This window comes from Segeticoccus rhizosphaerae (genome assembly GCF_005222685.1).
GTDB classification, from domain to species: Bacteria; Actinomycetota; Actinomycetes; order Actinomycetales; family Dermatophilaceae; genus Segeticoccus; species Segeticoccus rhizosphaerae.
In genome coordinates, this window is the sequence record NZ_SWMA01000005.1 from 35,811 (window position 1) to 59,166 (window position 23,356).

Annotated in this window: 35 protein-coding genes; all 35 read right to left on the bottom strand. The window is 67.9% G+C overall.

The annotated features are described in order from the left end of the window. Nucleotides 1-45 precede the first annotated feature (45 nt). A complete protein-coding gene (gene truA / locus FCN22_RS05550; RefSeq protein ID WP_202911435.1) occupies nucleotides 46-927 on the bottom strand; it encodes a tRNA pseudouridine(38-40) synthase TruA in 882 nt (293 codons plus the stop codon). A gap of 113 nt (nucleotides 928-1,040) precedes the next feature. Further along, entirely contained in the window at nucleotides 1,041-1,649 is a 609-nt protein-coding gene (rpsD, locus tag FCN22_RS05555) for a 30S ribosomal protein S4 (protein WP_137120560.1), read from the bottom strand. Between the two features lie 333 nt (nucleotides 1,650-1,982). After that, nucleotides 1,983-2,759: a 50S ribosomal protein L17, sunset domain variant gene (rplQ, locus tag FCN22_RS05560; protein WP_137120561.1), complete on the bottom strand. Its 777-nt coding sequence runs from the start codon at nucleotides 2,757-2,759 to the stop codon at nucleotides 1,983-1,985. A gap of 62 nt (nucleotides 2,760-2,821) precedes the next feature. Further along, nucleotides 2,822-3,847 carry a DNA-directed RNA polymerase subunit alpha gene (locus FCN22_RS05565; RefSeq protein WP_137120562.1) on the bottom strand — a complete coding sequence of 342 codons (1,026 nt, stop codon included), beginning with the start codon at nucleotides 3,845-3,847 and terminating at the stop codon, nucleotides 2,822-2,824. Between the two features lie 153 nt (nucleotides 3,848-4,000). Further along, nucleotides 4,001-4,630, bottom strand: a complete 630-nt coding sequence (gene rpsD / locus FCN22_RS05570) for a 30S ribosomal protein S4 (RefSeq protein ID WP_137120563.1) — start codon at nucleotides 4,628-4,630, stop codon at nucleotides 4,001-4,003. Nucleotides 4,631-4,659: 29 nt separating this feature from the next. Next, on the bottom strand, nucleotides 4,660-5,067 hold the full coding sequence (gene rpsK, locus FCN22_RS05575) for a 30S ribosomal protein S11 (protein ID WP_137120564.1): 408 nt from the start codon (nucleotides 5,065-5,067) through the stop codon (nucleotides 4,660-4,662). A gap of 115 nt (nucleotides 5,068-5,182) precedes the next feature. Next, nucleotides 5,183-5,560 carry a 30S ribosomal protein S13 gene (rpsM, locus tag FCN22_RS05580; protein WP_137120565.1) on the bottom strand — a complete coding sequence of 126 codons (378 nt, stop codon included), beginning with the start codon at nucleotides 5,558-5,560 and terminating at the stop codon, nucleotides 5,183-5,185. Nucleotides 5,561-5,770: 210 nt separating this feature from the next. Further along, on the bottom strand, nucleotides 5,771-5,884 hold the full coding sequence (gene rpmJ / locus FCN22_RS05585; protein WP_006592630.1) for a 50S ribosomal protein L36: 114 nt from the start codon (nucleotides 5,882-5,884) through the stop codon (nucleotides 5,771-5,773). A 126-nt stretch (nucleotides 5,885-6,010) separates the two neighbouring features. Next, on the bottom strand, nucleotides 6,011-6,232 hold the full coding sequence (gene infA / locus FCN22_RS05590; RefSeq protein WP_137120566.1) for a translation initiation factor IF-1: 222 nt from the start codon (nucleotides 6,230-6,232) through the stop codon (nucleotides 6,011-6,013). Nucleotides 6,233-6,431: 199 nt separating this feature from the next. Beyond that, nucleotides 6,432-7,262, bottom strand: a complete 831-nt coding sequence (gene map, locus FCN22_RS05595; RefSeq protein WP_137120567.1) for a type I methionyl aminopeptidase — start codon at nucleotides 7,260-7,262, stop codon at nucleotides 6,432-6,434. A 1-nt stretch (nucleotide 7,263) separates the two neighbouring features. Beyond that, nucleotides 7,264-7,845: an adenylate kinase gene (locus FCN22_RS05600; RefSeq protein ID WP_137120568.1), complete on the bottom strand. Its 582-nt coding sequence runs from the start codon at nucleotides 7,843-7,845 to the stop codon at nucleotides 7,264-7,266. Between the two features lie 45 nt (nucleotides 7,846-7,890). After that, nucleotides 7,891-9,201 carry a preprotein translocase subunit SecY gene (secY, locus tag FCN22_RS05605; RefSeq protein WP_137120569.1) on the bottom strand — a complete coding sequence of 437 codons (1,311 nt, stop codon included), beginning with the start codon at nucleotides 9,199-9,201 and terminating at the stop codon, nucleotides 7,891-7,893. 197 nt (nucleotides 9,202-9,398) lie between these two features. Continuing rightward, nucleotides 9,399-9,905: a 50S ribosomal protein L15 gene (gene rplO / locus FCN22_RS05610; protein ID WP_137120570.1), complete on the bottom strand. Its 507-nt coding sequence runs from the start codon at nucleotides 9,903-9,905 to the stop codon at nucleotides 9,399-9,401. A 1-nt stretch (nucleotide 9,906) separates the two neighbouring features. Next, nucleotides 9,907-10,089, bottom strand: a complete 183-nt coding sequence (gene rpmD / locus FCN22_RS05615; RefSeq protein ID WP_137120725.1) for a 50S ribosomal protein L30 — start codon at nucleotides 10,087-10,089, stop codon at nucleotides 9,907-9,909. Then, nucleotides 10,089-10,721, bottom strand: coding sequence for a 30S ribosomal protein S5 (gene rpsE / locus FCN22_RS05620; RefSeq protein ID WP_137120571.1), 633 nt, complete (start codon nucleotides 10,719-10,721; stop codon nucleotides 10,089-10,091). Before rpsE ends, rpmD begins: the two co-directional genes overlap by 1 nt. Nucleotides 10,722-10,785: 64 nt before the next feature. Continuing rightward, entirely contained in the window at nucleotides 10,786-11,160 is a 375-nt protein-coding gene (rplR, locus tag FCN22_RS05625) for a 50S ribosomal protein L18 (RefSeq protein WP_137120572.1), read from the bottom strand. 2 nt (nucleotides 11,161-11,162) lie between these two features. Continuing rightward, nucleotides 11,163-11,702: a 50S ribosomal protein L6 gene (rplF, locus tag FCN22_RS05630; protein WP_137120573.1), complete on the bottom strand. Its 540-nt coding sequence runs from the start codon at nucleotides 11,700-11,702 to the stop codon at nucleotides 11,163-11,165. Nucleotides 11,703-11,726: 24 nt separating this feature from the next. Then, nucleotides 11,727-12,125 carry a 30S ribosomal protein S8 gene (gene rpsH / locus FCN22_RS05635; protein ID WP_137120574.1) on the bottom strand — a complete coding sequence of 133 codons (399 nt, stop codon included), beginning with the start codon at nucleotides 12,123-12,125 and terminating at the stop codon, nucleotides 11,727-11,729. Between the two features lie 82 nt (nucleotides 12,126-12,207). Beyond that, nucleotides 12,208-12,393 carry a type Z 30S ribosomal protein S14 gene (locus FCN22_RS05640; protein WP_137120575.1) on the bottom strand — a complete coding sequence of 62 codons (186 nt, stop codon included), beginning with the start codon at nucleotides 12,391-12,393 and terminating at the stop codon, nucleotides 12,208-12,210. Nucleotides 12,394-12,395: 2 nt separating this feature from the next. Next, on the bottom strand, nucleotides 12,396-12,968 hold the full coding sequence (gene rplE / locus FCN22_RS05645; protein ID WP_137120576.1) for a 50S ribosomal protein L5: 573 nt from the start codon (nucleotides 12,966-12,968) through the stop codon (nucleotides 12,396-12,398). After that, nucleotides 12,968-13,333, bottom strand: a complete 366-nt coding sequence (rplX, locus tag FCN22_RS05650; protein ID WP_238384545.1) for a 50S ribosomal protein L24 — start codon at nucleotides 13,331-13,333, stop codon at nucleotides 12,968-12,970. The genes rplE and rplX overlap by 1 nt, the downstream gene beginning before the upstream one ends. Before the next feature lie 3 nt (nucleotides 13,334-13,336). Then, nucleotides 13,337-13,705 carry a 50S ribosomal protein L14 gene (gene rplN, locus FCN22_RS05655; protein ID WP_137120577.1) on the bottom strand — a complete coding sequence of 123 codons (369 nt, stop codon included), beginning with the start codon at nucleotides 13,703-13,705 and terminating at the stop codon, nucleotides 13,337-13,339. A 131-nt stretch (nucleotides 13,706-13,836) separates the two neighbouring features. After that, the gene (rpsQ, locus tag FCN22_RS22505) at nucleotides 13,837-14,163 is read right to left on the bottom strand and encodes a 30S ribosomal protein S17 (RefSeq protein ID WP_137120578.1); all 327 of its coding nucleotides are present in this window, start codon (nucleotides 14,161-14,163) and stop codon (nucleotides 13,837-13,839) included. Beyond that, on the bottom strand, nucleotides 14,160-14,411 hold the full coding sequence (rpmC, locus tag FCN22_RS05665; RefSeq protein WP_137120579.1) for a 50S ribosomal protein L29: 252 nt from the start codon (nucleotides 14,409-14,411) through the stop codon (nucleotides 14,160-14,162). Before rpmC ends, rpsQ begins: the two co-directional genes overlap by 4 nt. After that, complete coding sequence (gene rplP / locus FCN22_RS05670; protein ID WP_137120580.1) at nucleotides 14,411-14,830, bottom strand: 50S ribosomal protein L16; 420 nt, start codon at nucleotides 14,828-14,830, stop codon at nucleotides 14,411-14,413. Before rplP ends, rpmC begins: the two co-directional genes overlap by 1 nt. Further along, nucleotides 14,830-15,681: a 30S ribosomal protein S3 gene (gene rpsC, locus FCN22_RS05675; RefSeq protein ID WP_137120581.1), complete on the bottom strand. Its 852-nt coding sequence runs from the start codon at nucleotides 15,679-15,681 to the stop codon at nucleotides 14,830-14,832. Before rpsC ends, rplP begins: the two co-directional genes overlap by 1 nt. Next, nucleotides 15,681-16,070 (bottom strand): 50S ribosomal protein L22, encoded by a 390-nt coding sequence (gene rplV / locus FCN22_RS05680; protein WP_137120727.1) that lies wholly within the window; start codon nucleotides 16,068-16,070, stop codon nucleotides 15,681-15,683. The genes rpsC and rplV overlap by 1 nt, the downstream gene beginning before the upstream one ends. A 53-nt stretch (nucleotides 16,071-16,123) precedes the next feature. Then, a complete protein-coding gene (gene rpsS / locus FCN22_RS05685; RefSeq protein ID WP_137120582.1) occupies nucleotides 16,124-16,405 on the bottom strand; it encodes a 30S ribosomal protein S19 in 282 nt (93 codons plus the stop codon). A gap of 79 nt (nucleotides 16,406-16,484) precedes the next feature. After that, entirely contained in the window at nucleotides 16,485-17,324 is an 840-nt protein-coding gene (gene rplB, locus FCN22_RS05690) for a 50S ribosomal protein L2 (protein WP_137120583.1), read from the bottom strand. Between the two features lie 61 nt (nucleotides 17,325-17,385). Continuing rightward, nucleotides 17,386-17,685 (bottom strand): 50S ribosomal protein L23, encoded by a 300-nt coding sequence (rplW, locus tag FCN22_RS05695; protein WP_137120584.1) that lies wholly within the window; start codon nucleotides 17,683-17,685, stop codon nucleotides 17,386-17,388. Next, nucleotides 17,682-18,341: a 50S ribosomal protein L4 gene (gene rplD / locus FCN22_RS05700; protein WP_137120585.1), complete on the bottom strand. Its 660-nt coding sequence runs from the start codon at nucleotides 18,339-18,341 to the stop codon at nucleotides 17,682-17,684. The genes rplW and rplD overlap by 4 nt, the downstream gene beginning before the upstream one ends. Nucleotides 18,342-18,345: 4 nt before the next feature. Next, nucleotides 18,346-19,011: a 50S ribosomal protein L3 gene (gene rplC, locus FCN22_RS05705; protein ID WP_202911426.1), complete on the bottom strand. Its 666-nt coding sequence runs from the start codon at nucleotides 19,009-19,011 to the stop codon at nucleotides 18,346-18,348. A 5-nt stretch (nucleotides 19,012-19,016) separates the two neighbouring features. Continuing rightward, complete coding sequence (rpsJ, locus tag FCN22_RS05710; protein WP_006946210.1) at nucleotides 19,017-19,325, bottom strand: 30S ribosomal protein S10; 309 nt, start codon at nucleotides 19,323-19,325, stop codon at nucleotides 19,017-19,019. 557 nt (nucleotides 19,326-19,882) lie between these two features. Then, on the bottom strand, nucleotides 19,883-21,079 hold the full coding sequence (gene tuf, locus FCN22_RS05715; RefSeq protein ID WP_137120586.1) for an elongation factor Tu: 1,197 nt from the start codon (nucleotides 21,077-21,079) through the stop codon (nucleotides 19,883-19,885). A 110-nt stretch (nucleotides 21,080-21,189) separates the two neighbouring features. Next, nucleotides 21,190-23,292 (bottom strand): elongation factor G, encoded by a 2,103-nt coding sequence (gene fusA, locus FCN22_RS05720; protein WP_137120587.1) that lies wholly within the window; start codon nucleotides 23,290-23,292, stop codon nucleotides 21,190-21,192. Between the last annotated feature and the right edge of the window lie 64 nt (nucleotides 23,293-23,356).

Here is a 23,356-nt window from a genome sequence, read left to right on the forward strand (position 1 = left end):
CCTCGTCGAGCGACGAGGGCACCGTTGCCGCCAGCTCGCGCACGTCTACGTTGCTGGTCCCTCGTCCGGAACGGTGCCGCTCGCCCCGGCCACCTGGTCCAGGCGTCGTATGGCGCGTGCTCGCCCGGCCTGCGGGGCCAGCTGGTCGTCGCTCGGGTAGGTGACCTCCTCCAGGCACAGGCCGTGGGGCGGCATGACGACGACGGCAGGGTCGCGGTGGCCGGCGGAGAGCACCTGCGCCGGCCAGTCCGGCTCCCGGCGTCCCTCACCGACCGGCACCACGGCCCCGACGAGGGAACGGACCATCGAGTGGCAGAACGCGTCGGCCCCGACGGTGCCGACCACGATGCCGTCGGCATCGCGTTCCCAGTCGAAACGTCGCAGGGTCCGGATCGTGGTCGCTCCCTCGCGGCGCTTGCAGAAGGCGGCGAACTCCCGCAGCCCGAGCAGCCGCTGGGCCGCGGCGTGCATCGCCGAGACCTCGAGCGGCCGCTTGTGCAGCACCGTGTCGTGGCGACGGAGCGGATCCAGCAGGTGCGGCCGGTCGCAGATCCGGTAGCGGTACCAACGGCCGGTGGCCGAGAACCGGGCGTCGAACCCGTCCGGCGCCACCGTGACCCGCCGGACCACGATGTCCGGCGGCAGCACCCCGGCGAGCCGGGTCACCGCAGCCGCACCGGGTGCGCGGTCGGACCGACCGGGCAGGCGCGACCAGTCGTGCGGGGCGACGTCGGCGTGGGCCACGGCGCCGCGGGCGTGCACCCCGGCGTCGGTGCGGCCGGCCACCGTGAGCCGCACCGGGTCGGCGGCCCGAAGGATGCGGGCCAGACCGGCACCGAGTTCCTCCTCGACGGTCCGCAGCCCGGGCTGGCGAGCCCACCCCGAGAATCGGGTCCCGTCATACGCGAAGTCCAGCCGGACCCGCAGCAGGCCGCCCTCCGTGAGCGAGGGCACCCCCCCCGCGCGGGAGGGCCTCGCGATGTCGTCGCCACTCATGGGCTCAGGCTAACGAGGGACGCGCACGGCCGGATCGGTCGCCGCTAGTTCTTGGAGTAGAGCTCCACGATCAGCTGCTCGCTCAGCGGGGTGTCGATCTGCGCGCGCCCCGGGAGCTGGTGGATGAGGATCTGCAGGGAGCCCTCGACGACCTGCAACCAGCCCGGCACGGGACGCTCGCCGTAGCTCTGGCGGGCCAGCTCGAAAGGGAACGTCTCGCGCGACTGCTCCCGGATCGTGATGATGTCGTACTGCTCGACGCGGTAGGACGGAACGTCGACGCGGACCCCGCCCACCTCGAAGTGCCCGTGGCTCACGAGCTGACGGGCCTGCCGACGGGTCCGTGCCAGGCCGGCGCGGTAGACCACGTTGTCGAGGCGCGACTCGAGCAGGGTCAGCAGGTTCTCGCCGGTCTTGCCGGGCCTGCGGGCCGCTTCCTTGTAGTAGCGGACGAACTGCTTCTCCATGACGCCGTAGCCGAAGCGGGCCTTCTGCTTCTCCTGTAGCTGGAGCAGGTACTCCTTCTCCTGGACGCGGCGCCGTCCGTGCTGGCCGGGTGGGAAGGGGCGCAACTCGAAACTCGCGTCGCCGCCGACCAGGTCGACCTTGAGACGACGTGACTTCTTGGTGATGGGGCCGGTGTACCGGGCCATGGTCTATCGACCGTCCTTCTGGGACATGTCCTCCGTCTATCTGTTTGTGCTGGTCCGTGAGGACCGCGGGTCTGCCGCGCTCGGGCACGACCTTCCCAGCGTCCATTCTTTTTCACGACGATTCAAGGGAAAAATAGCGCCGGGCAGTGTGATGCTCGCCTCCCGCGGCCACGCCGCACCGCTTCGCACCACAGGTCCGCACCTCGTCGGGGTATGCCGGGTGGTCCCGTCGTGCGTCGCACGTCCCCGGGTGGCGCGGCTTGCCGACAACGGCAGCGGCCCGCCCTCCCGGTTCGGGGAGGGCGGGCCGCGTGGTGTCAGACGCTGTGCCGCTCAGGACTTGTCGTCGTCCTTGCTGGCACCGCCGGGGGCGACAAAGCCGGCCGCCTCGGCCGCCTCGGCCGTGCGGAACCAGACCTCGGCATCGGTCTGGTCGTACCACTGCGACTCGGTCGTGTGGTACTTCATCGAGCCGGCGTTGCCCTTGACCGTGAAGCCCTCGGGCGCCGAACCGTCCTCGAGCGGAGCGGCGGAGTCGGGGCCGTAGCCGCCGTCGGCCGTCTCGTCCGACTCAGGGGCCGCCTCGGTGGTCTCGGGAGCCGCCTCGGTGGTCTCCGCCTCGACGACCTCTGTCTCCTCCTCCGGAGCCTCAGCAGCATCGACGACCTCGGTCTCCTCGACGGCCTGCTGCTCCTTCACGGAACGACGGGTGGCGGCCTCGGCCTCCTTCACCGTCGCCTTCTTCGGCGAGTAGGGCTCGCGGATGAGCTCGATCACGGCCATCGGTGCGTTGTCGCCCTTGCGGGCCGCGATCTTGGTGATCCGGGTGTAGCCGCCGGGACGCTCGGCCATGTCCGGCGCCACCTCGGTGAAGAGGCGGTGCACGACGCCCTTGTCGCGGATGACGGTCATGACCCGACGACGGGCGTGCAGGTCACCCCGCTTGGCGAAGGTGATCAGCCGCTCGGCGTAGGGACGCAGCCGCTTGGCCTTGGCCTCCGTCGTGGTGATCTGGTCGTGCTCGAACAGCGCCGTCGCCAGGTTGGCCAGGATCAGCCGCTCGTGCGCCGGACCGCCGCCGAGGCGGGGACCCTTGGTGGGGGTAGGCATGGGGTGTTCTCCTTGAGATCGATCTGACCCTGACCGCAGTCAGCGGGTCGACGGGGTGGGGGTCAGTACTGCTCGTCCTCGGCGAACGACGCGTCGGCGTCGTCGTCGGACTCGTCGTAGCGGTCCGCGATGGCGCTCGGGTCGAACCCGGGAGGGCTGTCCTTGAGCTGCAGGCCCATGTCGACCAGCTTGGCCTTGACCTCGTCGATCGACTTGGCGCCGAAGTTGCGGATGTCGAGCAGGTCGGCCTCGCTGCGGCCCACGAGCTCGCCCACGGTGTGGATGCCCTCACGCTTCAGGCAGTTGTAGGACCGGACGGTCAGGTCGAGGTCCTCGATCGGCAGGGCCAGGTCGGCGGCCAGGGCGGCGTCGGTCGGCGAGGGGCCCATGTCGATGCCCTCGGCCTCGACGTTGAGCTCACGGGCCAGGCCGAACAGCTCGACCAGCGTCTTGCCGGCGGATGCCAGCGCGTCGCGCGGGCTCATCGAGTTCTTGGTCTCGACGTCCACAATGAGCTTGTCGAAGTCGGTCCGCTGCTCGACACGGGTGGCCTCGACCTTGTAGGTGACGGTCAGCACGGGGCTGTAGATCGAGTCGACCGGGATCCGGCCGATCTCCGCGTCGCCCGACTTGTTCTGGTTGGCCGAGACGTAGCCGCGACCACGCTCGACGGTCAGCTCCATCTCGACCTTGCCCTTGCTGTTGATCGTGGCGATGTGCAGGTCGGGGTTGTGCACCTCGACGCCCGCGGGCGGGGCGATGTCGGCGGCGGTGACCGCGCCGGGGCCCTGCTTGCGCAGGTACATCACGACCGGCTCGTCGTGCTCGCTGGAGACGACCAGGCCCTTGATGTTGAGGATCAGCTCGGTGACGTCCTCCTTGACACCCGGGATGGTCGAGAACTCGTGCAGCACGCCGTCGATGCGGATGCTCGTCACGGCCGCGCCGGGGATGCTCGAGAGCAGGGTCCGGCGCAGGGAGTTGCCGAGGGTGTAGCCGAAGCCCGGCTCGAGCGGCTCGATGACGAACCGCGAGCGGGCGTCGGAGACGACGTCCTCGCTGAGGGTGGGACGCTGTGCGATCAGCACGGTGATTCTTCCTTCCCACGGGCGACCGCTATATGACGCCTCGTGATGCTGCGGCCCCACGACGGGCCGCGATCCGGATCGGCTCTGTCCCCGACCCGGATCCGCCGGTATGCCGGGTGCCCTGATGGGCACCCGGCATACCGGTGGGTGGTGCTAGTTCTTGCTGTACAGCTCGACGATGAGCTGCTCCTGGACCTGCGTGTCGATGACGCCGCGGGCCGGGAGGGAGTGCACGAGGATCCGCATCTGGGTGGGGATCGCCTCGAGCCACGCCGGGACGGTGCGGTCACCGTGCGTCTCGCGCGCCACGATGAACGGGGTCATCTCGTGCGACTTCTGCCGCACCTCGATGATGTCGTTCTCGGACACCCGGAAGCTCGGGATGTCGACCTTGTGCCCGTTGACCAGGAAGTGGCCGTGACGGACCAGCTGGCGCGCCATGTCACGCGACGCGGCGAAGCCGGCGCGGTAGACGACGTTGTCCAGACGGGTCTCGAGGATGCGCAGCAGGTTCTCACCGGTCTTGCCAGGGCGACGGTGCGCCTCCTGGTAGTACCCACGGAACTGCTTCTCCAGGACGCCGTAGATGCGGGCGGCCTTCTGCTTCTCCCGCATCTGCAGGAGGTACTCGCTGTCCTTGGTCCGCGCGCGGCCGTGCATGCCCGGGGGATACGGGCGGAGCTCGATCGGGCACTTCGGGGAGTCGCACTTGGCTCCCTTGAGGTACAGCTTGGTCTTCTCGCGACGGCAGCGCTTGCAGTCAGCGCCGGTGTAACGCGCCATAAGTTCTTATCTCCTTGAGCAGCCGGCGGTCAGACGCGGCGACGCTTGGGCGGGCGGACGCCGTTGTGCGGCGTGGGGGTGACGTCACTGATCGCGCCGACCTCGAGGCCGGTGGCGGTGAGCGAACGGATCGCGGTCTCGCGGCCCGAACCCGGGCCCTTGACGAAGACGTCGACCTTGCGCATACCGTGCTCCATCGCACGACGGGCGGCGGCCTCGGCGGCCATCTGCGCCGCGAACGGCGTGGACTTGCGCGAGCCCTTGAAGCCGACCTGGCCGGCCGAGGCCCACGAGATCACGGCCCCGTGCGGGTCGGTGATGGACACGATGGTGTTGTTGAACGTGCTCTTGATGTGAGCGTGCCCGTGGGCAACGTTCTTCTTCTCCTTGCGGCGCACCTTCTTGGCGCCCGCAGCCGTACGGCTCTTCGGAGGCATTGGCTGGTTTCTCCTGGTTACTGAAGACGATGTGACAAGGGGTCGTGGTCCGGCTCGGTCACGAGTGCGCTGCGGCGCGCTCCTGCTGTCGGATCACAGGTGACGATCGAGCGGATCAGCGGGTGGCCTTCTTCTTGCCGGCCACGGTGCGCTTGGGACCCTTGCGGGTGCGGGCGTTGGTCTTGGTGCGCTGTCCACGAACGGGCAGACCGCGACGGTGCCGCAGGCCCTGGTAGCTGCCGATCTCGACCTTGCGGCGGATGTCGGCGGCCACCTCGCGACGAAGGTCACCCTCGAGCTTGTAGTTGCCCTCGAGGTAGTCGCGGAGCCCCACCAGCTCCTCATCGCCGAGGTCGCGCACCCGGACGTCCGGGCTGACGCCCGTGGCTTCCAGAGCGGCCGCGGCGCGGGTACGACCCACACCGAAGATGTAGGTGAGTGCCACCTCGATGCGCTTGTCGCGCGGGAGGTCGACACCGACGAGACGTGCCATGCGTAGTTCTCCTGATCAGTGCGGAGGTCTGGGGCAGTGCCGTTCCCGTCGGGCGACACCCTGGGTGCTGGTGCCTGTCGGCGGGTCCCCGGCCTCCGTGCCGGGGGTGACATCGCGGCCTGCCTGCGGGTGCAGGTCTCGCGCGGGTCGGGCGCTGCTGTCGTGCTGGATGAGTCGTGGAAGTCCGGGGACTCGTGCGGTGGTGGCTGCTCAGCCCTGGCGCTGCTTGTGGCGCAGGTTCTCGCAGATCACCATGACCCGCCCGTTGCGGCGGATCACCTTGCACTTGTCACAGATCTTCTTGACGCTCGGCTGAACCTTCATCTGCCTGCTGTCTGTGTTCGGGCCACCGCGCCAGCGCCACGCGGGGCGTGTGCCGTCTGGAAGCCGGTCGGATCGGGAACTGGTCGAGACTGCGGCTCCCTGAGGTGAGAAGCCGCCGAGTGTGCTCTAGCGGTAGCGGAAGACGATGCGGCCGCGGGTCAGGTCGTAGGGCGAGAGCTCCACCACCACACGGTCCTCGGGGAGGATCCGGATGTAGTGCTGACGCATCTTGCCCGAGATGTGGGCGAGAACCTTGTGACCGTTGGAGAGCTCCACGCGAAAGGTCGCGTTGGGGAGCGCTTCGACGATCGTGCCCTCGATCTCGATGACACCGTCCTTCTTGGCCATGTCCTCCGCATTCCCTAGAGCGGCCCGGCTCGGGTGAGCCAGGTCCGCACTGCTGTGACTACTCGTTGTCTCTTGGCACGCGTGTGACGACGTCCTGACACCACCACAACCAGCCGCGGGGATGGCATCGGGACAAGAGGCACGTGAGCCGACACGTCAGGATACGGCATCAGCGCACCGCGAGTGAAATCGAGCGAGATCAGGAGAGGGGCGCGTATGGCGCGCCGAGCGCCTTCAGCTGCTGCTCGCCGCCGTCGAGGGCGGTGAGCACCCACAGGCCCTCGTCGGTGACGGCGACCGAGTTCTCCCAGTGGCTCGCCCGTGAGCCGTCCACCGTGACCACGGTCCAGTCGTCCGCGAGCACCCTCGTCGCGGCCGACCCGCCGGTCACCATCGGTTCGATGGCCACCGTCACGCCGGATCTCACGATCGGGCCGCGGTCGCGCACGCGGTAGTTGGGGACCTGGGGGTCCTGGTGCATCTCGGTGCCGATGCCGTGCCCGACGTACTCCTCCACGATGCCGTAGGGCACCGGCGCGGCCTCGACACGGTCCTGCACCGCCGCGCCCACGTCATACAGCGGCCGGCCGACCGCGAGCGCCGCGATGCCGGCCCACATCGACGCCTCGGTGACGTCCATCAGCGCGAGGTCCTGCTCGGAGCCCTGCTCGCGGCCCCCGACGATCAGCGAGATCGCCGCGTCGCCGTGCCATCCCTGCAGGATCGCGCCGCAGTCGATGGACACCAGGTCACCGTCGGCGAGCCGCCTGGACCCCGGTATGCCGTGCACCACCTCGTCGTTGACGCTCACGCAGAGCGATCCGGTGAAGCCGTGGTAGCCGAGGAAGGACGGCACCGCGCCCTGCGCGCGGATGTGCTCCTCGGCGATCGCGTCGAGGTCACCGGTCGTCATACCGGCGCGGACGCGCTCCCGCAACAGGGCGAGGGTCTCTGCCACGACCAGGCCCGCCCCACGCATCAGCCGGATCTGCTCGGGGGTCTTGGTGTCGAGCCGGGAACGGCCGAACACGTCAGCGAGCCTGCTCGGTCAGGTCCTCGAGGCACTGCCCGATGCGCGCGGTCACCTCGCCCGCGTCGCCCATGCCGTCGACCTGGCGCAGCAGCCCGTGCTCGCGGTAGATCGCGGCCAGCGGCGCCGTCTCCTGCGTGTAGACCAGCTGGCGGTGCCGGATGACCTCCTCGGTGTCATCTGCGCGGCCCTCCACCTGCGCCCGTTTGAGCAGCCGCCGGACGACCTCGTCGGTGTCGACGGTCAGCTCGAGGACGGCGTCGAGCTGGTGGCCGGCCTCCCCCAGCATGCTGTCGAGCTCGGCCACCTGCGCCGCCGTCCGCGGGTAGCCGTCGAGCAGGAACCCCTGCTCGGCGTCGGGCTGCTCGAGCCGGTCGCGCACGATCGCGTTGGTGACCTCGTCGGGCACGTAGGCGCCCGAGGCCAGGATCTCCTGCACCTGCTTGCCGAGCTCGGTGCCGTTCTTGATGTTGCTGCGGAAGATGTCGCCCGTGGAGACCGCCGGGATGCCGTAGGTCTCGGCGATCCTGGCCGCCTGGGTGCCCTTGCCGGCCCCCGGCGGCCCCAGGATGATCAGACGCACGTCGCCATCTCCTTCACAGAGTCTTGGTCAGCCCTCGGTGAGAGATCACCGCAGGAACCCTTCGTAGTGGTGCTGCTGCAGCTGGGACTCGATCTGCTTCACGGTCTGCAGCCCGACGCCCACGATGATAATGACGGACGCGCCACCGAAGGGGAAGTTCTGGTCCGCCTTGAGCAGGACGAAGGCGATCAGCGGGATCATCGAGATGACCGCGAGGTAGATGGCTCCCGGCACGGTGATGCGGGTCAGCACGTAGTCGAGGTACTCCGCCGTGGGCCGGCCGGCCCGGATGCCGGGGATGAACCCGCCGTACTTCTTCATGTTGTCGGCCACCTCGGTCGGCTGGAAGGTGATCGAGACGTAGAAGAAGGTGAAGAAGAGGATCAGGACGAAGTAGATCACCATGTAGATGGGATGGTCCCCCCGGGCGAGGTAGGTGTCGATCCAGTTGACCCACCCCGGCGTGTTGACGCCGTTGGCGGGCCGGTTGAACTGGGCCACCAGGGTCGGCAGGGCCAGCATCGACGAGGCGAAGATGATCGGGATGACGTTGGCCATGTTCAGCTTGAGCGGGATGTAGGTGGAGGTGCCGCCATACATCCGTCGGCCGACCATCCGCTTCGCGTACTGGACGGGTACCCGTCTGGTGCACTCCTCCACGAAGACCACGAGGGCGATGATGACCAGCCCGACGATGATCACCAGGATGAACTTGTCCCAGCCCTGGTCCTTGATGGCCCACAGCGACTCCGGGAAGCGGGCCGCGATGGCGATGAAGATCAGCAGCGACATGCCGTTGCCGATGCCCTTGTCCGTGATCAGCTCACCCATCCACATGATCAGGCCGCTGCCTGCGGTCATGGTGAGGACCATGATCAGCACGACCTTGATGCTGTCGTCCGGCATGATGGTCTGGCAGCTGCCGCCGAACAGGGAGGACGGGTTGCGCGCGAAGGTGATCAGTGTCGAGGACTGCAGCAGGGACAGACCGATGGTCAGATAACGCGTGTACTGCGTCATCTTGGTCTGGCCGGCCTGCCCCTCCTTCTTCAGCTCTTCGAACTTGGGGATCACGACCGTGAGCAGCTGCACGATGATGCTCGCCGTGATGTAGGGCATGACCCCGAGGGCGAAGATCGACAGCTGCAGCAGCGCTCCACCGCTGAACAGGTTGGCCAGGCCGAGGACCCCGTTGGTCTGGCCGGCGACCGCCTGGCACTGCTGGACCAGCGTGTAGCTGATTCCGGGGGTGGGCACGTGGGACCCGAGTCGGAACAGCGCCAGGATCGCCAGTGTGAACAGCAGCTTCTTGCGCAGGTCCGGCGTCTTGAACGCGCGGGTGAAAGCGGTGAGCACTGATCCTCCTGGGAGCCGCCCCTCGGGGCGGCCGGGTTTGCACCAAAAGTACCCGGGGCACGAAGCCGTCCGAGCAGCTGGGTTCGACGATACCTGCGATGACAGCGCCCCGAGCTCGCGGACCGCGTGGTCCGGGCGCTCGGGGCGCTGCCCAAGGTTACTTGCTCATGACGTGCTGGTTGCCGAGGCCGACGAGCTCAGCGCTCGGTGGCCGAGCCCCCTGCCGCCTCGATCTTCTCCTTGGCGGTGGCCGAGAACTTGTCGACCGTGACGGTGACCGCGCTGGTGATCTCGCCGGTGCCGAGCACCTTGACGGGAGCACCGTCGCGGACCGCACCCTTGCGGACGAGGTCATCGACGGTGACCTCACCACCCTCGGGGTAGAGGGCGGAGAGCTTGTCGAGGTTCACGACCTGGTGCTGCACGCGCGCCGGGTTCTTGAAGCCACGCAGCTTCGGCAGCCGCATGTGCAGGGGCAGGTTGCCACCCTCGAACGACGCGGGCACCTGGTAGCGGGCCTTGGTGCCCTTCGTGCCACGTCCGGCGGTCTTGCCCTTGCTGCCCTCCCCACGGCCCACGCGGGTGCGCGGGGTCTTGGCTCCGGGGGCGGGGCGCAGGTGGTGCACCTTCAGCGCGGACGCGCCCTTGACGGCACCGTCCTCGCCGTTGCCGGCCCTGGCAGCCTTGTCAGCGGTGTCAGCCATGTCAGTCCACCTCCTCGACGGTCACGAGGTGCGCGACCGTCTGGACCATCCCACGGAACTCGGGACGGTCCTCCTTGACGACGGAGTCGCCGATGTGCTTCAGACCGAGGGAGCGCAGCGTGTCCCGCTGGTTCTGCTTCCCACCGATCTCTGAACGGGTCTGGGTCACCTTGAGCTGGGCCATCACGCACCCATCCCTGCGGCCCGGGCACGCAGCATCGCTGCCGGCGCCACGTCCTCGAGGGCGAGTCCACGGCGGGCCGCGACCTCCTCGGGACGCTCGAGGCCACGCAGGGCCGCGACCGTGGCGTGCACGATGTTGATCGCGTTGTCCGAGCCGAGCGACTTGCTCAGCACGTCGTGGATGCCGGCGCACTCGAGCACGGCACGCACCGGGCCACCGGCGATGACACCGGTACCGGGAGAGGCCGGGCGCAGCAGGACGACGCCTGCCGCCGCCTCACCCTGGACCGGGTGCGGGATGGTGCCCTGGATGCGGGGGACCTTGAAGAACTCCTTCTTGGCCTCCTCGACACCCTTGGCGATCGCCGCGGGCACCTCCTTGGCCTTGCCGTAGCCGACGCCCACGGTGCCGTCGCCGTCGCCCACCACGACGAGCGCGGTGAAGCTGAAGCGGCGACCGCCCTTGACGACCTTGGAGACGCGGTTGATGGTGACCACGCGCTCGAGGTACTGGTTCTTGTCGGCGTGGTCGCCGCGACGGTTGTCACGGCCCCGGCGGTCACCAGAGCCGCTGCTGCGGTCGTTCGTCGAACCGGTGCCGCCGGTGGCACCGCGACGCTGGGGTCCAGCCATCAGAGGTTCCTCATCTCAAGATTCTGGTCGGTCATGATTGCGGCCTTCACAGCCTTCGGCGCGATCACAGGGTCAGCCCACCTTCGCGGGCGCCCTCGGCGATGGCGGCGACCCGCCCCTGGTAGCGGTTGCCGCCACGATCGAAGACGACCGCCTCGACACCGGCACCCTTGGCGCGCTCGGCGAGCAGCTCGCCGACCTTGCGCGCCTTGGCGGTCTTGTCGCCCTCGAAGGTGCGCAGGTCGGGCTCCATGGTGGAGGCCGACGCGAGGGTGCGTCCCTGCGAGTCGTCGACGACCTGCACGAAGACGTGGCGGCTCGAGCGGGAGACCACGAGTCGGGGACGCGCGGCGGTGCCGGCGACCTTCTTGCGGACCCGCAGGTGGCGGCGGCCACGGGCCGCGCTCTTGCCGTGGGCGCGCTTGACGATCATTGCCATGGCTACTTACCAGCCTTTCCGACCTTGCGGCGGATCTGCTCGCCTGCGTACCGCACGCCCTTGCCCTTGTACGGGTCGGGCTTGCGCAGCTTGCGGATGTTTGCGGCGACCTCACCGACCTGCTGCTTGTCGATGCCCGTCACCGCGAATCGGGTGGGGTTCTCGACGGTGAAGGAGATGCCCTCCGGCGCCTTGACCAGGACCGGGTGGCTGTAGCCGAGCGCGAACTCGAGGTCGCTGCCCTTGGCCACGACGCGGTAACCCGTGCCGTGGATCTCCATCTTCTTCTCGTAGCCCTGGGTGACACCCAGGACCATGTTGTTGATCAGGCTCCGCGTCAGGCCGTGCAGCGACCGGGACTCGCGCTGGTCGTCGGGCCGGCTGACCTCGACGACACCCTCGTCGCCGCGCGCCACCGTGATCGGTGCCGCGACGTCGTGGTGCAGCTCGCCCTTCGGGCCCTTGACCGTGACGGCCTGACCCTCGATGGTCACGTCGACACCGGTCGGGACGGGAACAGGAAGTCGTCCGATTCGGGACATGGTGGTTCTCCTCCTCTTCCTTCGCTACCAGACGTAGGCGAGGACTTCTCCGCCTACACCCTTGGTCGCCGCCTGCTTGTCGGTCAACAAGCCGGAGGACGTGGAAATGATGGCCACACCGAGGCCGCCGAGCACCCGCGGCAGGTTGGTCGACTTCGCGTAGACCCGCAGGCCCGGCTTGGACACGCGGCGCACTCCGGCGATGGAGCGCTCCCGTGCGGGGCCGTACTTGAGGTCGATGGTCAGCGTCTTGCCGACCTCGGCGTCCTCGACCTTCCAGCCGGCGATGTAGCCCTCGGCCTGGAGGATCTCAGCGATGTGGGACTTGAGCTTGGAGTACGGCATGGAGACGTCGTCGTGGTGCGCCGAGTTGGCGTTCCTGACGCGGGTCAACATGTCCGCAATCGGGTCGGTCATGGTCATTGGGCTTCTCCGCCCTTCCTCACCGGGGTTTCCTCCGCACGCGTGGCGCGGCGGACCTGCGGTGTAGAAGTCTGTTTGATGGTTACCAGCTGCTCTTCGTCACGCCCGGGAGCTGACCCGCGTGGGCCATTTCCCGAAGGCAGACGCGGCAGAGGCCGAACTTGCGATAGACCGAGTGGGGGCGGCCACACCGCTGGCAGCGGGTGTAGCCACGGACCTTGAACTTCGGCTTGGCGTTGGCCTTGTTGATCAGCGCGGTCTTGGCCACGGTCAGTTCTCCTTGAACGGGAAGCCGAGGCGACGCAGCAGCGCCCGACCCTCGTCGTCAGTGGTCGCCGTCGTGACGACGGTGATGTCCATGCCCCGGACGCGGTCGATCTTGTCCTGGTCGATCTCGTGGAACATCGACTGCTCGGTCAGGCCGAACGTGTAGTTGCCGCGGCCGTCGAACTGCTTCGGCGACAGACCCCGGAAGTCACGGATGCGCGGCAGCGCGATCGACAGCAGGCGATCGAGGAACTCCCACATCCGGTCGCCACGCAGCGTCGTGTGGGCACCGATCGGCATACCCTCGCGCAGCTTGAACTGGGCGATGGACTTGCGCGCCTTGGTGACGGTCGGCTTCTGGCCGGTGATCGCCGACAGGTCGCGCACGGCGCCGTCGATGAGCTTGGAATCACGGGCGGCGTCGCCGACACCCATGTTGACGATCACCTTGGTGACGCCCGGCACCTGCATGAGGTTCTCGAACGAGAACTCCTCGCGCAGAGCCGGCTTGATCTCGTCGAGGTAGCGCTGCTTGAGCCGGGGCACGGCGCGCTCCACGGTCGTGGTGTCAGTCATCACAGGTCCTTACCCGAGCGCACGGCGACGCGGGTGCGTGCAGCCTTGCTGCGACCGTCGCGCTCAGTGGTCTCGACACGGGTGCGAACCCGGGTCGGCTTCTTGGTCTCCGGGTCCACGATCGCCACGTTGCTCACGTGGATCGGCGACTCCGTGGTGATGATGCCGCCGGTGCTCGCGCCCTGGCTGGTCTGGCCCGCCTTGGTGTGCTTGGTCACCCGGCCGATGCCCTCGACCAGCACCCGCTGGCGCTCGGGGTAGACCGCGATGACCTTGCCCTGCTTGCCCCGGTCGCCGCCGTTCTTCTGCGAGCGACCGCTGATGACCTGCACGAGGTCACCCTTCTTGATCTTCATCTTTGCCATGGCTCAGAGCACCTCCGGCGCCAGTGAGATGATCTTCATGAACTTCTTCTCGCGCAGCTCGCGACCCACGGGGCCGAAGATGCGCGTGCCGCGCGGGTCGCCATCCGTCTTGAGGATGACTGCGGCGTTCTCGTCGAACTTGATGTACGAGCCGTCGGCACGGCGGCGCTCCTTGACGGTGCGCACGATGACTGCCTTGACGACGTCGCCCTTCTTGACGTTGCCGCCGGGGATGGCGTCCTTCACGGTGGCGACGATGACGTCACCGATGCCGGCATACCGACGACCCGAGCCACCGAGCACACGGATGCAAAGGATCTCCTTGGCACCGGTGTTGTCGGCGACGCGCAGTCGCGACTCCTGCTGGATCACTGTCGAACTCCTGTCGTCACGCTGGTTCTCCCCCGGTCACCCGGGAGGGCCTTGCGGAACATGGTGGTCTGGACGATGTATGGCGACCGGTTGCCTCGAGGCTCCGGCCCCGGCCACATCGGACTGGGTGGTTACTTGGCCTTCTCGAGGACCGTCATCACGCGGAAGCGCTTGGTCGCCGAGTAGGGCCGGGTCTCCATGATCTGGACGCGGTCCCCGACGCCGACCTCATTGGTCTCGTCGTGGGCCTTGACCTTGGTCGTGCGGCGGATGACCTTGCCGTAGAGCGCGTGCTTGACGCGGTCCTCGACCTCGACCACCACGGTCTTGTCCATCTTGTCGCTGACGACGTAGCCCTGGCGGACCTTGCGGTCGTTGCGCTGCGTCCCGGCAGTGGTGTCGGTCTGCGTCTCTACGTTGGCCACGGTGTTCCCTTGCTCGTTCCTGGTGTCGCTCATACGGCCTTCTCCGGGGTCTGGGCGGCGGGCTGGCCGATTCCCAGCTCACGCTCGCGCATCTCGGTGTAGACCCGAGCGATGTCCTTGCGGACCGCGCGCAGCCGGCCGTGGCTCTCCAGCTGGCCGGTGGCCGACTGGAACCGGAGGTTGAACAGCTCCTCCTTGGCCTTGCGCAGCTCGTCGACCAGACGGTCGTCGTCGAGCTCGCGCAGCTTCTCGCTCGTCAGGTCCTTCGATCCGACTGCCATCAGTTCTCACCACCCTCACGCTGGATGAAGCGGCACTTCATGGGGAGCTTGTGGATGGCCAGGCGCATCGCCTCACGGGCGACCTCCTCGGACACACCGGACAACTCGAACATGACACGGCCGGGCTTGACGTTGGCGATCCACCACTCGGGCGAACCCTTACCGGAACCCATGCGGGTCTCAGCCGGCTTCTTGGTCAGCGGGCGGTCGGGGTAGATGTTGATCCACACCTTGCCGCCACGCTTGATGTAGCGCGTCATCGCGATACGTGCGGACTCGATCTGACGGTTGGTGACGTAGGCCGGCTCGAGAGCCTGGATGCCGTAGTCACCGAACGCGATCGTCGTGCCGCCCTTGGCAGCGCCCGAGCGTCCCGGGTGGTGCTGCTTGCGGTGCTTGACTCGACGGGGAATCAACATCAGGACTCAGCTCCCTCACTGCTTGGCGCAGCGGTGTCCGTGGTGGGCGCCGCGTCCGTGGCGGGCGCCGGGGTCTCGGCGGCGGCCCGCGGCGCGCCGCTGTCCTGGCGGCCACCGGGACGGCGACCGCGGCCGGGGCGGTCGCCACCGTCACGGCGGGGACCACGGCTCGGACGGGACGGAGCAGCCGCCTGCTCGCGGGCGAGCTCCTTGGCGGTCAGGTCGCCCTTGTAGATCCAGACCTTCACGCCGATCCGGCCGAACGTCGTCTTGGCCTCGTAGAAGCCGTAGTCGATGTTGGCGCGCAGCGTGTGCAGCGGAACTCGTCCCTCGCGGTAGAACTCGTTGCGGGACATCTCCGCGCCGCCGAGGCGGCCGGAGCACTGCACCCGGATGCCCTTGGCGCCGGCGCGCAGCGAGGACTGCATGCCCTTGCGCATGGCACGGCGGAAGGACACTCGGGCCGAGAGCTGCTCGGCGATGCCCTGGGCCACCAGCTGCGAGTCGAGCTCGGGGTTCTTCACCTCGAGGATGTTGAGCTGGACCTGCTTGCCGGTCAGCTTCTCGAGCTCGCCGCGGATGCGGTCGGCCTCGGCGCCGCGGCGGCCGATGACGATGCCCGGACGTGCCGTGTGGATGTCGACGCGGACGCGGTCACGGGTGCGCTCGATCTCGACCTTGGCGATGCCGGCCCGCTCCATGCCCGTGGACATCAGCTTGCGGATCGCGACGTCTTCCTTGACGTAGTCGCGGTAACGCTGGCCGTCCTTGGTGCTGTCGGCGAACCAACGGCTGGTGTGGTCGGTCGTGATGCCGAGACGGAAACCGTTCGGGTTGACCTTCTGACCCATTAGCGAGTCCCTCCCGTCGCACGCGCGGACGTGGCCGCTGTGCTGTTGTCAGTCACGTGCACCGTGATGTGGCTCGTGCGCTTGAGAATCCGGCTGGCCCGGCCCTGTGCACGCGGGCGGAACCGCTTCATGGTCGGTCCTTCGTCCACGTATGCCCCGCTCACCACCAGTGCGCGCTCGTCGAAACTCTCGGAGGCGGCCTCGGCGTGGACCCGGGCGTTGGCAATGGCGCTCTCGAGCACCTTGCGCACCGGCTCGCTCGCGGCCTGCGGTGCGAACTGCAGCACCGCGAGCGCCTCGCTCGCCTGCTTGCCCCTGATGAGGTCCACGACGCGGCGGGCCTTCATGGGCGTGACACGGACGTGCCGCGCCTGCGCCTTGGCTTCCATCGCTGTCCCTTTGCTTTCGTTCGAAGTCATTCGAGTGTGTGTGGGTCCACCGCTCAGCGGCGGCGGCCCTTGCGATCGTCCTTCTCGTGACCCTTGAACGTGCGGGTCGGAGCGAACTCGCCGAGCTTGTGGCCGACCATCGACTCGGTCACGAAGACCGGGACGTGCTTGCGGCCGTCGTGCACGGCCAGCGTGTGGCCGAGCATGTCGGGGCTGATCATGGAGCGACGCGACCAGGTCTTGATGACGGTCTTGGTGCCCGCTTCGTTCTGGGCGTCCACCTTCTTGGCGAGGTGGTCGTCGATGAACGGGCCCTTCTTCAGACTGCGTGGCATGTTTCCTAGACCTCGGTTTCCATTGTTCGGCTCCACACTCGCGTCGCTCCTGCGATGCTCGTTCGCTGTCGCCTCACGATTAGCGCTTCTTCTTGCCGGTACGACGGCGACGCACGATGAGCTTGTCGCTCTCCTTGCCGGGCCGACGGGTGCGGCCCTCGGCCTGGCCCCACGGGCTGACCGGGTGACGTCCACCGGACGTCTTGCCCTCGCCACCACCGTGCGGGTGGTCCACCGGGTTCATCACGACACCGCGGACGCTGGGGCGCTTGCCCTTCCAGCGCATCCGGCCGGCCTTGCCCCAGTTGATGTTGCTCTGCTCGGAGTTGCCGACCTCACCGACCGTGGCGCGGCAGCGCGCGTCCACGTTGCGGATCTCGCCGGACGGCATACGCAGCTGGGCGAAGCGACCCTCCTTGGCGACGAGCTGCACGCGGGTACCGGCCGAGCGCGCGATCTTGGCGCCGCCGCCGGGACGGAGCTCGATCGCGTGGATGACCGTACCGGTGGGGATGTTGCGCAGCGGCAGGTTGTTGCCCGGCTTGATGTCGGCACCGGCGCCGTTCTCGACCGCGTCGCCCTGACGCAGGCGGCTCGGAGCCAGGATGTAGCGCTTCTCGCCGTCCGCGTAGTGCAGCAGCGCGATCCGCGCCGTGCGGTTGGGGTCGTACTCGATGTGCGCGACCGTGGCCGGCACGCCGTCCTTGTCGTGGCGACGGAAGTCGATCACCCGGTAGGCGCGCTTGTGTCCGCCACCGATGTGGCGCGTGGTGATGCGCCCGGCGTTGTTGCGGCCACCGGTCTTGCTGATCGGCCGCACCAGCGACTTCTCCGGCGTCGAGCGCGTCACCTCGACGAAGTCGGCGACGCTGGAGCCGCGACGGCCTGGCGTCGTGGGCTTGTACTTACGGATACCCATGCTGTGGAGTCCTCAGTCTTCTCTGATCGGTCTCTCGGATGTCTCTCTCGGATCCCGGCGGTCAGGCGACCGTGCCGAAGATGTCGATCGAGCCTTCCTTGAGCGTGACGATCGCGCGCTTGGTGTCCTTGCGCTTGCCGACACCGAATCGCGTACGACGGGCCTTGCCCTTGCGGTTCATCGTGTTGACCGACTCGACCTTGACGCCGAAGATCTCCTCGACGGCGATCTTGATCTCGGTCTTGTTGGCACGCGGGTCGACGACGAACGTGTACTTGCCCTCGTCGAGCAGCCCGTAGGACTTCTCCGAGACGACCGGGGCGAACAGGATGTCGCGCGGGTTCTTGGCGAGCGTGCTCACTTGGTGTCCTCCTCGTCGGACGTCGCCTTCTTGGCCGGCCCGGCCAGGAAGGACTCGAGCGCCGTCTGGGTGAAGACGACGTCGTCGGCGCACAGCACGTCATACGTGTTGAGCTGGTCGGCGACGAGCACGTGCACGCTGTCCAGGTTGCGCAGGCTCTTGCGGCCGATCTCGTCGGCGCGGTCGACCACCACGAGCAGGTTCTGGCGCTCGGTGAGGCCCTCGAGCACGGCCCAGGCGGCCTTGGTCGACGGTGTGTCGCCGTCCACCAGCGCGCTGAGCACGTGGACCCGGCCGTGCCGGGCCCGGTCGGACAGGGCACCGCGCAGGGCGGCGGCCTTCATCTTCTTGGGCGTCCGCTGCGCGTAGTCACGCGGCTGCGGGCCGTGCACCGTGCCACCGCCGGCGAACTGCGGTGCACGCACCGAACCCTGCCGGGCGCGGCCGGTCCCCTTCTGGCGGTAGGGCTTGCGGCCACCGCCGCGGACCTCGCCGCGGGTCTTGGTGGAGTGCGTGCCCTGGCGCGCCGCGGCGAGCTGGGCGACGACCACCTGGTGGATCAGCGGCACGTTGGTCTGCACGTCGAAGACCTCGGCGGGCAGCTCGACCGTGCCGGCGGCCTGGCCCAACGGGTTGATGATGTCGATGGTTGGCATGACGTCAGGCTCCCTTGGCAGCCGAGCGCACCAGGACGATGCCGCCGCGGGGACCGGGAACGGCACCCTTGATCAGCAGCAGGCCCTTGTCAGCGTCCACGGCGTGGATCGTGAGGTTCTGGGTGGTCTGGCGCACGCCGCCCATGCGACCGGCCATCCGCATGCCCTTGAACACGCGGCCGGGGGTGGCGCACCCGCCGATGGAACCAGGCTTGCGGTGGTTCTTGTGCGCGCCGTGGGAGGAGCTCACGCCGTGGAAGCCGTGCCGCTTCATGACGCCGGCGAAGCCCTTGCCCTTGGTCGTGCCGGTCACGTCGATCTCCTGGCCGACCTCGAAGGTCTCCACGGTGATCTCCTGGCCGAGCTCGTAGGAGCCCGCGTCGGACGTCCGCAGCTCCACCAGGTGACGGCGCGGGGTGACCCCGGCCGCGTCGAAGTGACCCTTCATGGGCTTGTTGACCTTGCGCGGGTCGATGGCGCCGTAGGCGATCTGGACGGCCTGGTAACGGTCCGTGTCGTCGGCGCGCACCTGCGTCACGACGCACGGGCCGGCCTGGACGACGGTCACCGGCACGAGCCGGTTGTCGGCATCCCAGACCTGGGTCATGCCGAGCTTCTCGCCGAGCACGCCCTTGACGGTGCGTTGGAACTTGGTAGAAGTGTTGGTCATCGTTCTCACAGCTTGATCTCGATGTTGACGTCGGCCGGGAGATCGAGGCGCATCAGCGAGTCGACCGCCTTCGGCGTCGGGTCAACGATGTCGATGAGCCGCTTGTGCGTGCGCATCTCGAAGTGCTCGCGGCTGTCCTTGTACTTGTGCGGCGAACGGATGACGCAGAAGACGTTCTTCTCCGTCGGGAGCGGCACGGGGCCGACAACCGTCGCGCCGGCACGGGTCACCGTGTCGACAATCTTGCGCGCCGAGCTGTCGATGACCTCGTGGTCATACGACTTCAGCCGGATGCGGATCTTTTGTCCCGCCATCGATTCGTCTGACTCTCTCTCGTCTACCGCCTGCTGATGGCCGACCAGTGCTGGCCTCCGACCCCCGCGCTCGGGTGTGTCGCACCCTCCGCGCGGTGCAGACCCTGCGATTTTCGCGCGGTAGGCCTGCGGATCGTCCTGGAGACCGGCCGAGGCCGGGGCTTGCGCTTCCCTTGCTCCTGCCTGCCGGGTCGTGCACAGTCAGTTGCTGCAAGGGACGGCGGTGGACGACATGGGTCGGCACCGCGCGTCAAGCAACTGGTCAATAGTGCCAGACACCGGGCCCTGCCACCAAATCGAGCCATCCCTCCCCAGGCCCGGCGGTACGTCCTGCGTCCTGGCTGGTGGGGCGACCGCAACGCAGGACGTTGCGACCCTCCCGGGCTGGGACGTCCTGCGCCCTGGCTGCCGGGGCGACCGCAACGCAGGACGTTGCGGCCCTCCCGGCCGGGGGGCCCACCGGGGTGCGGCACGGCATACGGAGGACGGCGAAGGGCCCCACAGCCGAAGCTGCGGGGCCCTTGCGGTGAAGCTGGGTCAGGCGGTGACCGGTGTGGTCACTTGTTGATCTTGGTGACGCGTCCGGCGCCCACGGTCCGGCCACCCTCACGGATGGCGAACTTCAGGCCCTCCTCCATGGCGATGGGCTGGATCAGCTCAACGGTCATCTCGGTGTTGTCGCCGGGCATGACCATCTCGGTGCCCTCGGGCAGGTGCACGACGCCCGTCACGTCCGTGGTGCGGAAGTAGAACTGGGGACGGTAGTTGTCGTAGAACGGCGTGTGCCGGCCACCCTCGTCCTTGGACAGGATGTAGACGTTGCCCTCGAAGTTGGTGTGCGGCGTGATCGAGCCGGGCTTGCAGATGACCTGCCCGCGCTCGACGTCCTCACGCTTGGTGCCGCGCAGCAGCAGGCCGACGTTCTCGCCCGCACGACCCTCGTCGAGCAGCTTGCGGAACATCTCGATGCCGGTCACGGTCGTCTTGGCGGGAGGACCGTCGTGGATGCCGACGATCTCGATCTCCTCGTTGACCTTGAGCACACCGCGCTCGATGCGGCCGGTGACGACGGTCCCACGACCGGTGATCGTGAAGACGTCCTCGACGGGCATCAGGAACGGCTTGTCGATGTCACGCTCGGGCTCGGGGATGGCGGTGTCGACCGCGTCCATGAGCTCCATGATCTTCTCGCCCCACTCGGCGTCGCCCTCGAGCGCCTTGAGCGCCGAGACCTTGACGACCGGGAGGTCGTCGCCGGGGAACTCGTAGGAGGACAGCAGCTCGCGGACCTCCATCTCGACGAGCTCCATGATCTCCTCGTCGTCGACCATGTCGGCCTTGTTGAGCGCCACCACGATGTAGGGGACACCGACCTGGCGGGCCAGGAGCACGTGCTCCTTGGTCTGCGGCATCGGGCCGTCGGTCGCGGCCACCACGAGGATCGCGCCGTCCATCTGCGCGGCACCCGTGATCATGTTCTTGACGTAGTCAGCGTGGCCCGGGCAGTCGACGTGGGCGTAGTGACGAGCCTCGGTCTGGTACTCGATGTGCGCGATCGAGATCGTGATGCCGCGCTGCTTCTCCTCAGGTGCCTTGTCGATGTCGTCAAAGGCAAACTGCGGGTTCAGCTCGGGGTGCTTGTCGTGCAGGACCTTGGAGATCGCTGCCGTCAGCGTCGTCTTGCCATGGTCGATGTGACCGATGGTGCCGATGTTGACGTGCGGCTTGGTCCGCTCGAACTTCGCCTTCGCCACTGGGGTCCTCCTCAGGACTTGTTGTGTAACGCCGTACGACCAGGCAGGACGTGGCGCGTCTGTGGGTTTGGGGTTGGGATGTTGGTTGCGTGCGCGGGAGTCTACCCGCGTCACTCGCCTCGGATCTTCTTGATGATCTCCTCCGCGACGTTCCGGGGAACCTCGGCGTAGGAATCGAACTGCATCGAGTAGTTGGCCCGCCCCTGGGTCTTGGACCGCAGGTCGCCAACGTACCCGAACATCTCGGACAGCGGGACGAGGCCGCGGACGACCTTCGCACCGCTGATGTCCTCCATGGCCTGGATCTGGCCACGGCGGGAGTTGATGTCGCCGATCACGTCGCCCATGTAGTCCTCGGGCGTGCGCACCTCGACGGCCATCATCGGCTCGAGCAACACCGGGTCGGCCTTGCGGACGGCCTCCTTGAGCGCCATCGAACCGGCGATCTTGAACGCCATCTCCGAGGAGTCGACGTCGTGGTAGGCGCCGTCGAGCAGCGTGGCCTTGATGCCCACGAGCGGGTAGCCCGCGAGGACACCGAGCTCCATGGCGCTCTGGATGCCCTGGTCGACGCTCGGGATGTACTCCCGCGGGATGCGCCCACCGGTGACCTTGTTCTCGAACTCGTAGAGCTCACCCTCGTGGGTGTCCAGCGGCTCCAACGTGATCTGGACCTTCGCGAACTGGCCCGAGCCACCCGTCTGCTTCTTGTGGGTGTAGTCGTACTTCTCGACGGTGCGACGGATCGTCTCGCGGTAGGCCACCTGCGGGGCGCCGACGTTGGCCTCGACCTTGAACTCGCGGCGCATCCGGTCCACCAGGATGTCCAGGTGCAGCTCGCCCATGCCGCCGATGACGGTCTGGCCGGTCTCGTCGTCCTGACGCACCGTGAAGGTGGGGTCCTCCTCGGCGAGCCGCTGGATCGCGGTGCCGAGCTTCTCCTGGTCACCCTTGGTCTTGGGCTCGATCGCCACGTGGATCACGGGCTCGGGGAAGCTCATCGACTCCAGGACCACCGGGTCCTGCGCGTCGCAGAGCGTGTCACCCGTGCTGGTGTCCTTCAGCCCGATGAACGCGTAGATGTGGCCGGCGCTCGCGCTGTCGACCGGGTTCTCCTTGTTGGAGTGCATCTGGAACAGCTTGCCGACGCGCTCCTTCTTGCCCTTGGTCGAGTTGAGGATCCCGGTCCCCGACTCGACGTGGCCGGAGTAGACCCGCACGTAGATCAGCTTGCCGAAGAAGGGGTGCACCGCGATCTTGTAGGCCAGCGCCGAGAACGGCTCCTTGGCGTCCGGCTTGCGGATGATCTCCTTCTCCGGGTCCTTCGGGTCGTGGCCCACCATCGGGGGGACGTCGACCGGCGAGGGCAGGTAGGAGACGACCGCGTCGAGCATGGGCTGGATGCCCTTGTTCTTGAAGGCGGTGCCGCACATGACCGGGTAGGCCTGCGACGAGATGGTCAGCTGGCGGATGCCGGCCTGGATCTCCTCGACGGTGAGCTCCTCGCCACCGAGGTACTTCTCCATCAGCTCGTCATCGGCCTCGGCCACCTGCTCCACGAGCTTCTCGTGGTACTCCGCGGCCTTGGCGGCCAGGTCGGCCGGGATCTCCTCGACGTCGTAGTCCTCACCCTTGACGGTCTCGCCGCGCCAGGTCAGGGCCCGCATGCGGACCAGGTCGACCACACCGATGAAGTCGTTCTCGGCACCGATCGGCAGCTGGACCACCAGCGGGGTCGCGCCCAGCCGGTCGATGATCGTCTGCACGGTGAAGTAGAAGTCGGCGCCCAGCTTGTCCATCTTGTTGACGAAGCAGATGCGGGGCACGTTGTACGTGTCCGCCTGCCGCCAGACGGTCTCGGACTGGGGCTCGACGCCCTCCTTGCCGTCGAACACGGCGACCGCGCCGTCGAGGACGCGCAGGGAACGCTCGACCTCGACCGTGAAGTCGACGTGCCCGGGCGTGTCGATGATGTTGATCTGGTTGTCTTTCCAGAAGGTCGTCGTCGCGGCCGACGTGATCGTGATGCCGCGCTCCTGCTCCTGCTCCATCCAGTCCATCGTCGACGCGCCGTCGTGCGTCTCGCCGATCTTGTAGTTGATCCCGGTGTAGAACAGGATCCGCTCGGTGGTCGTCGTCTTGCCGGCATCGATGTGAGCCATGATGCCGATGTTGCGGACCTTGGTCAGGTCCGTGAGGACGTCGAGTGCCACGGTGTCTTTTCTCGTCTCGTCTCGTGAGGTGGGTGCGACTGCGAACGCTGGTGCGCGGCCGGCA

Coding starts and splice junctions, on each gene's coding strand:
- rpsS (WP_137120582.1), bottom strand. CDS start 16,405: ATGCCACGCAGTCTGAAGAAGGGCCCGTTCATCGACGACCACCTCGCC.
- rplV (WP_137120727.1), bottom strand. CDS start 16,070: ATGGAAGCCAAGGCGCAGGCGCGGCACGTCCGTGTCACGCCCATGAAG.
- rpsM (WP_137120565.1), bottom strand. CDS start 5,560: ATGGCACGTCTCGTCGGTGTCGACCTCCCGCGCGACAAGCGCATCGAG.
- rplF (WP_137120573.1), bottom strand. CDS start 11,702: ATGTCCCGAATCGGACGACTTCCTGTTCCCGTCCCGACCGGTGTCGAC.
- rplB (WP_137120583.1), bottom strand. CDS start 17,324: ATGGGTATCCGTAAGTACAAGCCCACGACGCCAGGCCGTCGCGGCTCC.
- rpsJ (WP_006946210.1), bottom strand. CDS start 19,325: ATGGCGGGACAAAAGATCCGCATCCGGCTGAAGTCGTATGACCACGAG.
- rpsC (WP_137120581.1), bottom strand. CDS start 15,681: ATGGGTCAGAAGGTCAACCCGAACGGTTTCCGTCTCGGCATCACGACC.
- rpmJ (WP_006592630.1), bottom strand. CDS start 5,884: ATGAAGGTTCAGCCGAGCGTCAAGAAGATCTGTGACAAGTGCAAGGTG.
- rplO (WP_137120570.1), bottom strand. CDS start 9,905: ATGGCTGACACCGCTGACAAGGCTGCCAGGGCCGGCAACGGCGAGGAC.
- rpsQ (WP_137120578.1), bottom strand. CDS start 14,163: ATGAGCGACACCAGGAACGAGCAAGGGAACACCGTGGCCAACGTAGAG.
- rplC (WP_202911426.1), bottom strand. CDS start 19,011: ATGACCAACACTTCTACCAAGTTCCAACGCACCGTCAAGGGCGTGCTC.
- rpsE (WP_137120571.1), bottom strand. CDS start 10,721: ATGGCTGGACCCCAGCGTCGCGGTGCCACCGGCGGCACCGGTTCGACG.
- rplR (WP_137120572.1), bottom strand. CDS start 11,160: ATGGCAATGATCGTCAAGCGCGCCCACGGCAAGAGCGCGGCCCGTGGC.
- rplX (WP_238384545.1), bottom strand. CDS start 13,333: ATGGCAAAGATGAAGATCAAGAAGGGTGACCTCGTGCAGGTCATCAGC.
- rpsK (WP_137120564.1), bottom strand. CDS start 5,067: ATGCCTCCGAAGAGCCGTACGGCTGCGGGCGCCAAGAAGGTGCGCCGC.
- rpmC (WP_137120579.1), bottom strand. CDS start 14,411: ATGGCAGTCGGATCGAAGGACCTGACGAGCGAGAAGCTGCGCGAGCTC.
- rpmD (WP_137120725.1), bottom strand. CDS start 10,089: ATGGCCCAGCTCAAGGTGACCCAGACCCGTTCAGAGATCGGTGGGAAG.
- rpsD (WP_137120560.1), bottom strand. CDS start 1,649: ATGGCCCGGTACACCGGCCCCATCACCAAGAAGTCACGTCGTCTCAAG.
- rplD (WP_137120585.1), bottom strand. CDS start 18,341: ATGCCAACCATCGACATCATCAACCCGTTGGGCCAGGCCGCCGGCACG.
- rpsH (WP_137120574.1), bottom strand. CDS start 12,125: ATGACCATGACCGACCCGATTGCGGACATGTTGACCCGCGTCAGGAAC.
- rplQ (WP_137120561.1), bottom strand. CDS start 2,759: ATGCCTACCCCCACCAAGGGTCCCCGCCTCGGCGGCGGTCCGGCGCAC.
- rplE (WP_137120576.1), bottom strand. CDS start 12,968: ATGACTGACACCACGACCGTGGAGCGCGCCGTGCCCCGGCTCAAGCAG.
- rplP (WP_137120580.1), bottom strand. CDS start 14,830: ATGTTGATTCCCCGTCGAGTCAAGCACCGCAAGCAGCACCACCCGGGA.
- infA (WP_137120566.1), bottom strand. CDS start 6,232: ATGGCCAAGAAGGACGGTGTCATCGAGATCGAGGGCACGATCGTCGAA.
- rpsD (WP_137120563.1), bottom strand. CDS start 4,630: ATGGCGCGTTACACCGGCGCTGACTGCAAGCGCTGCCGTCGCGAGAAG.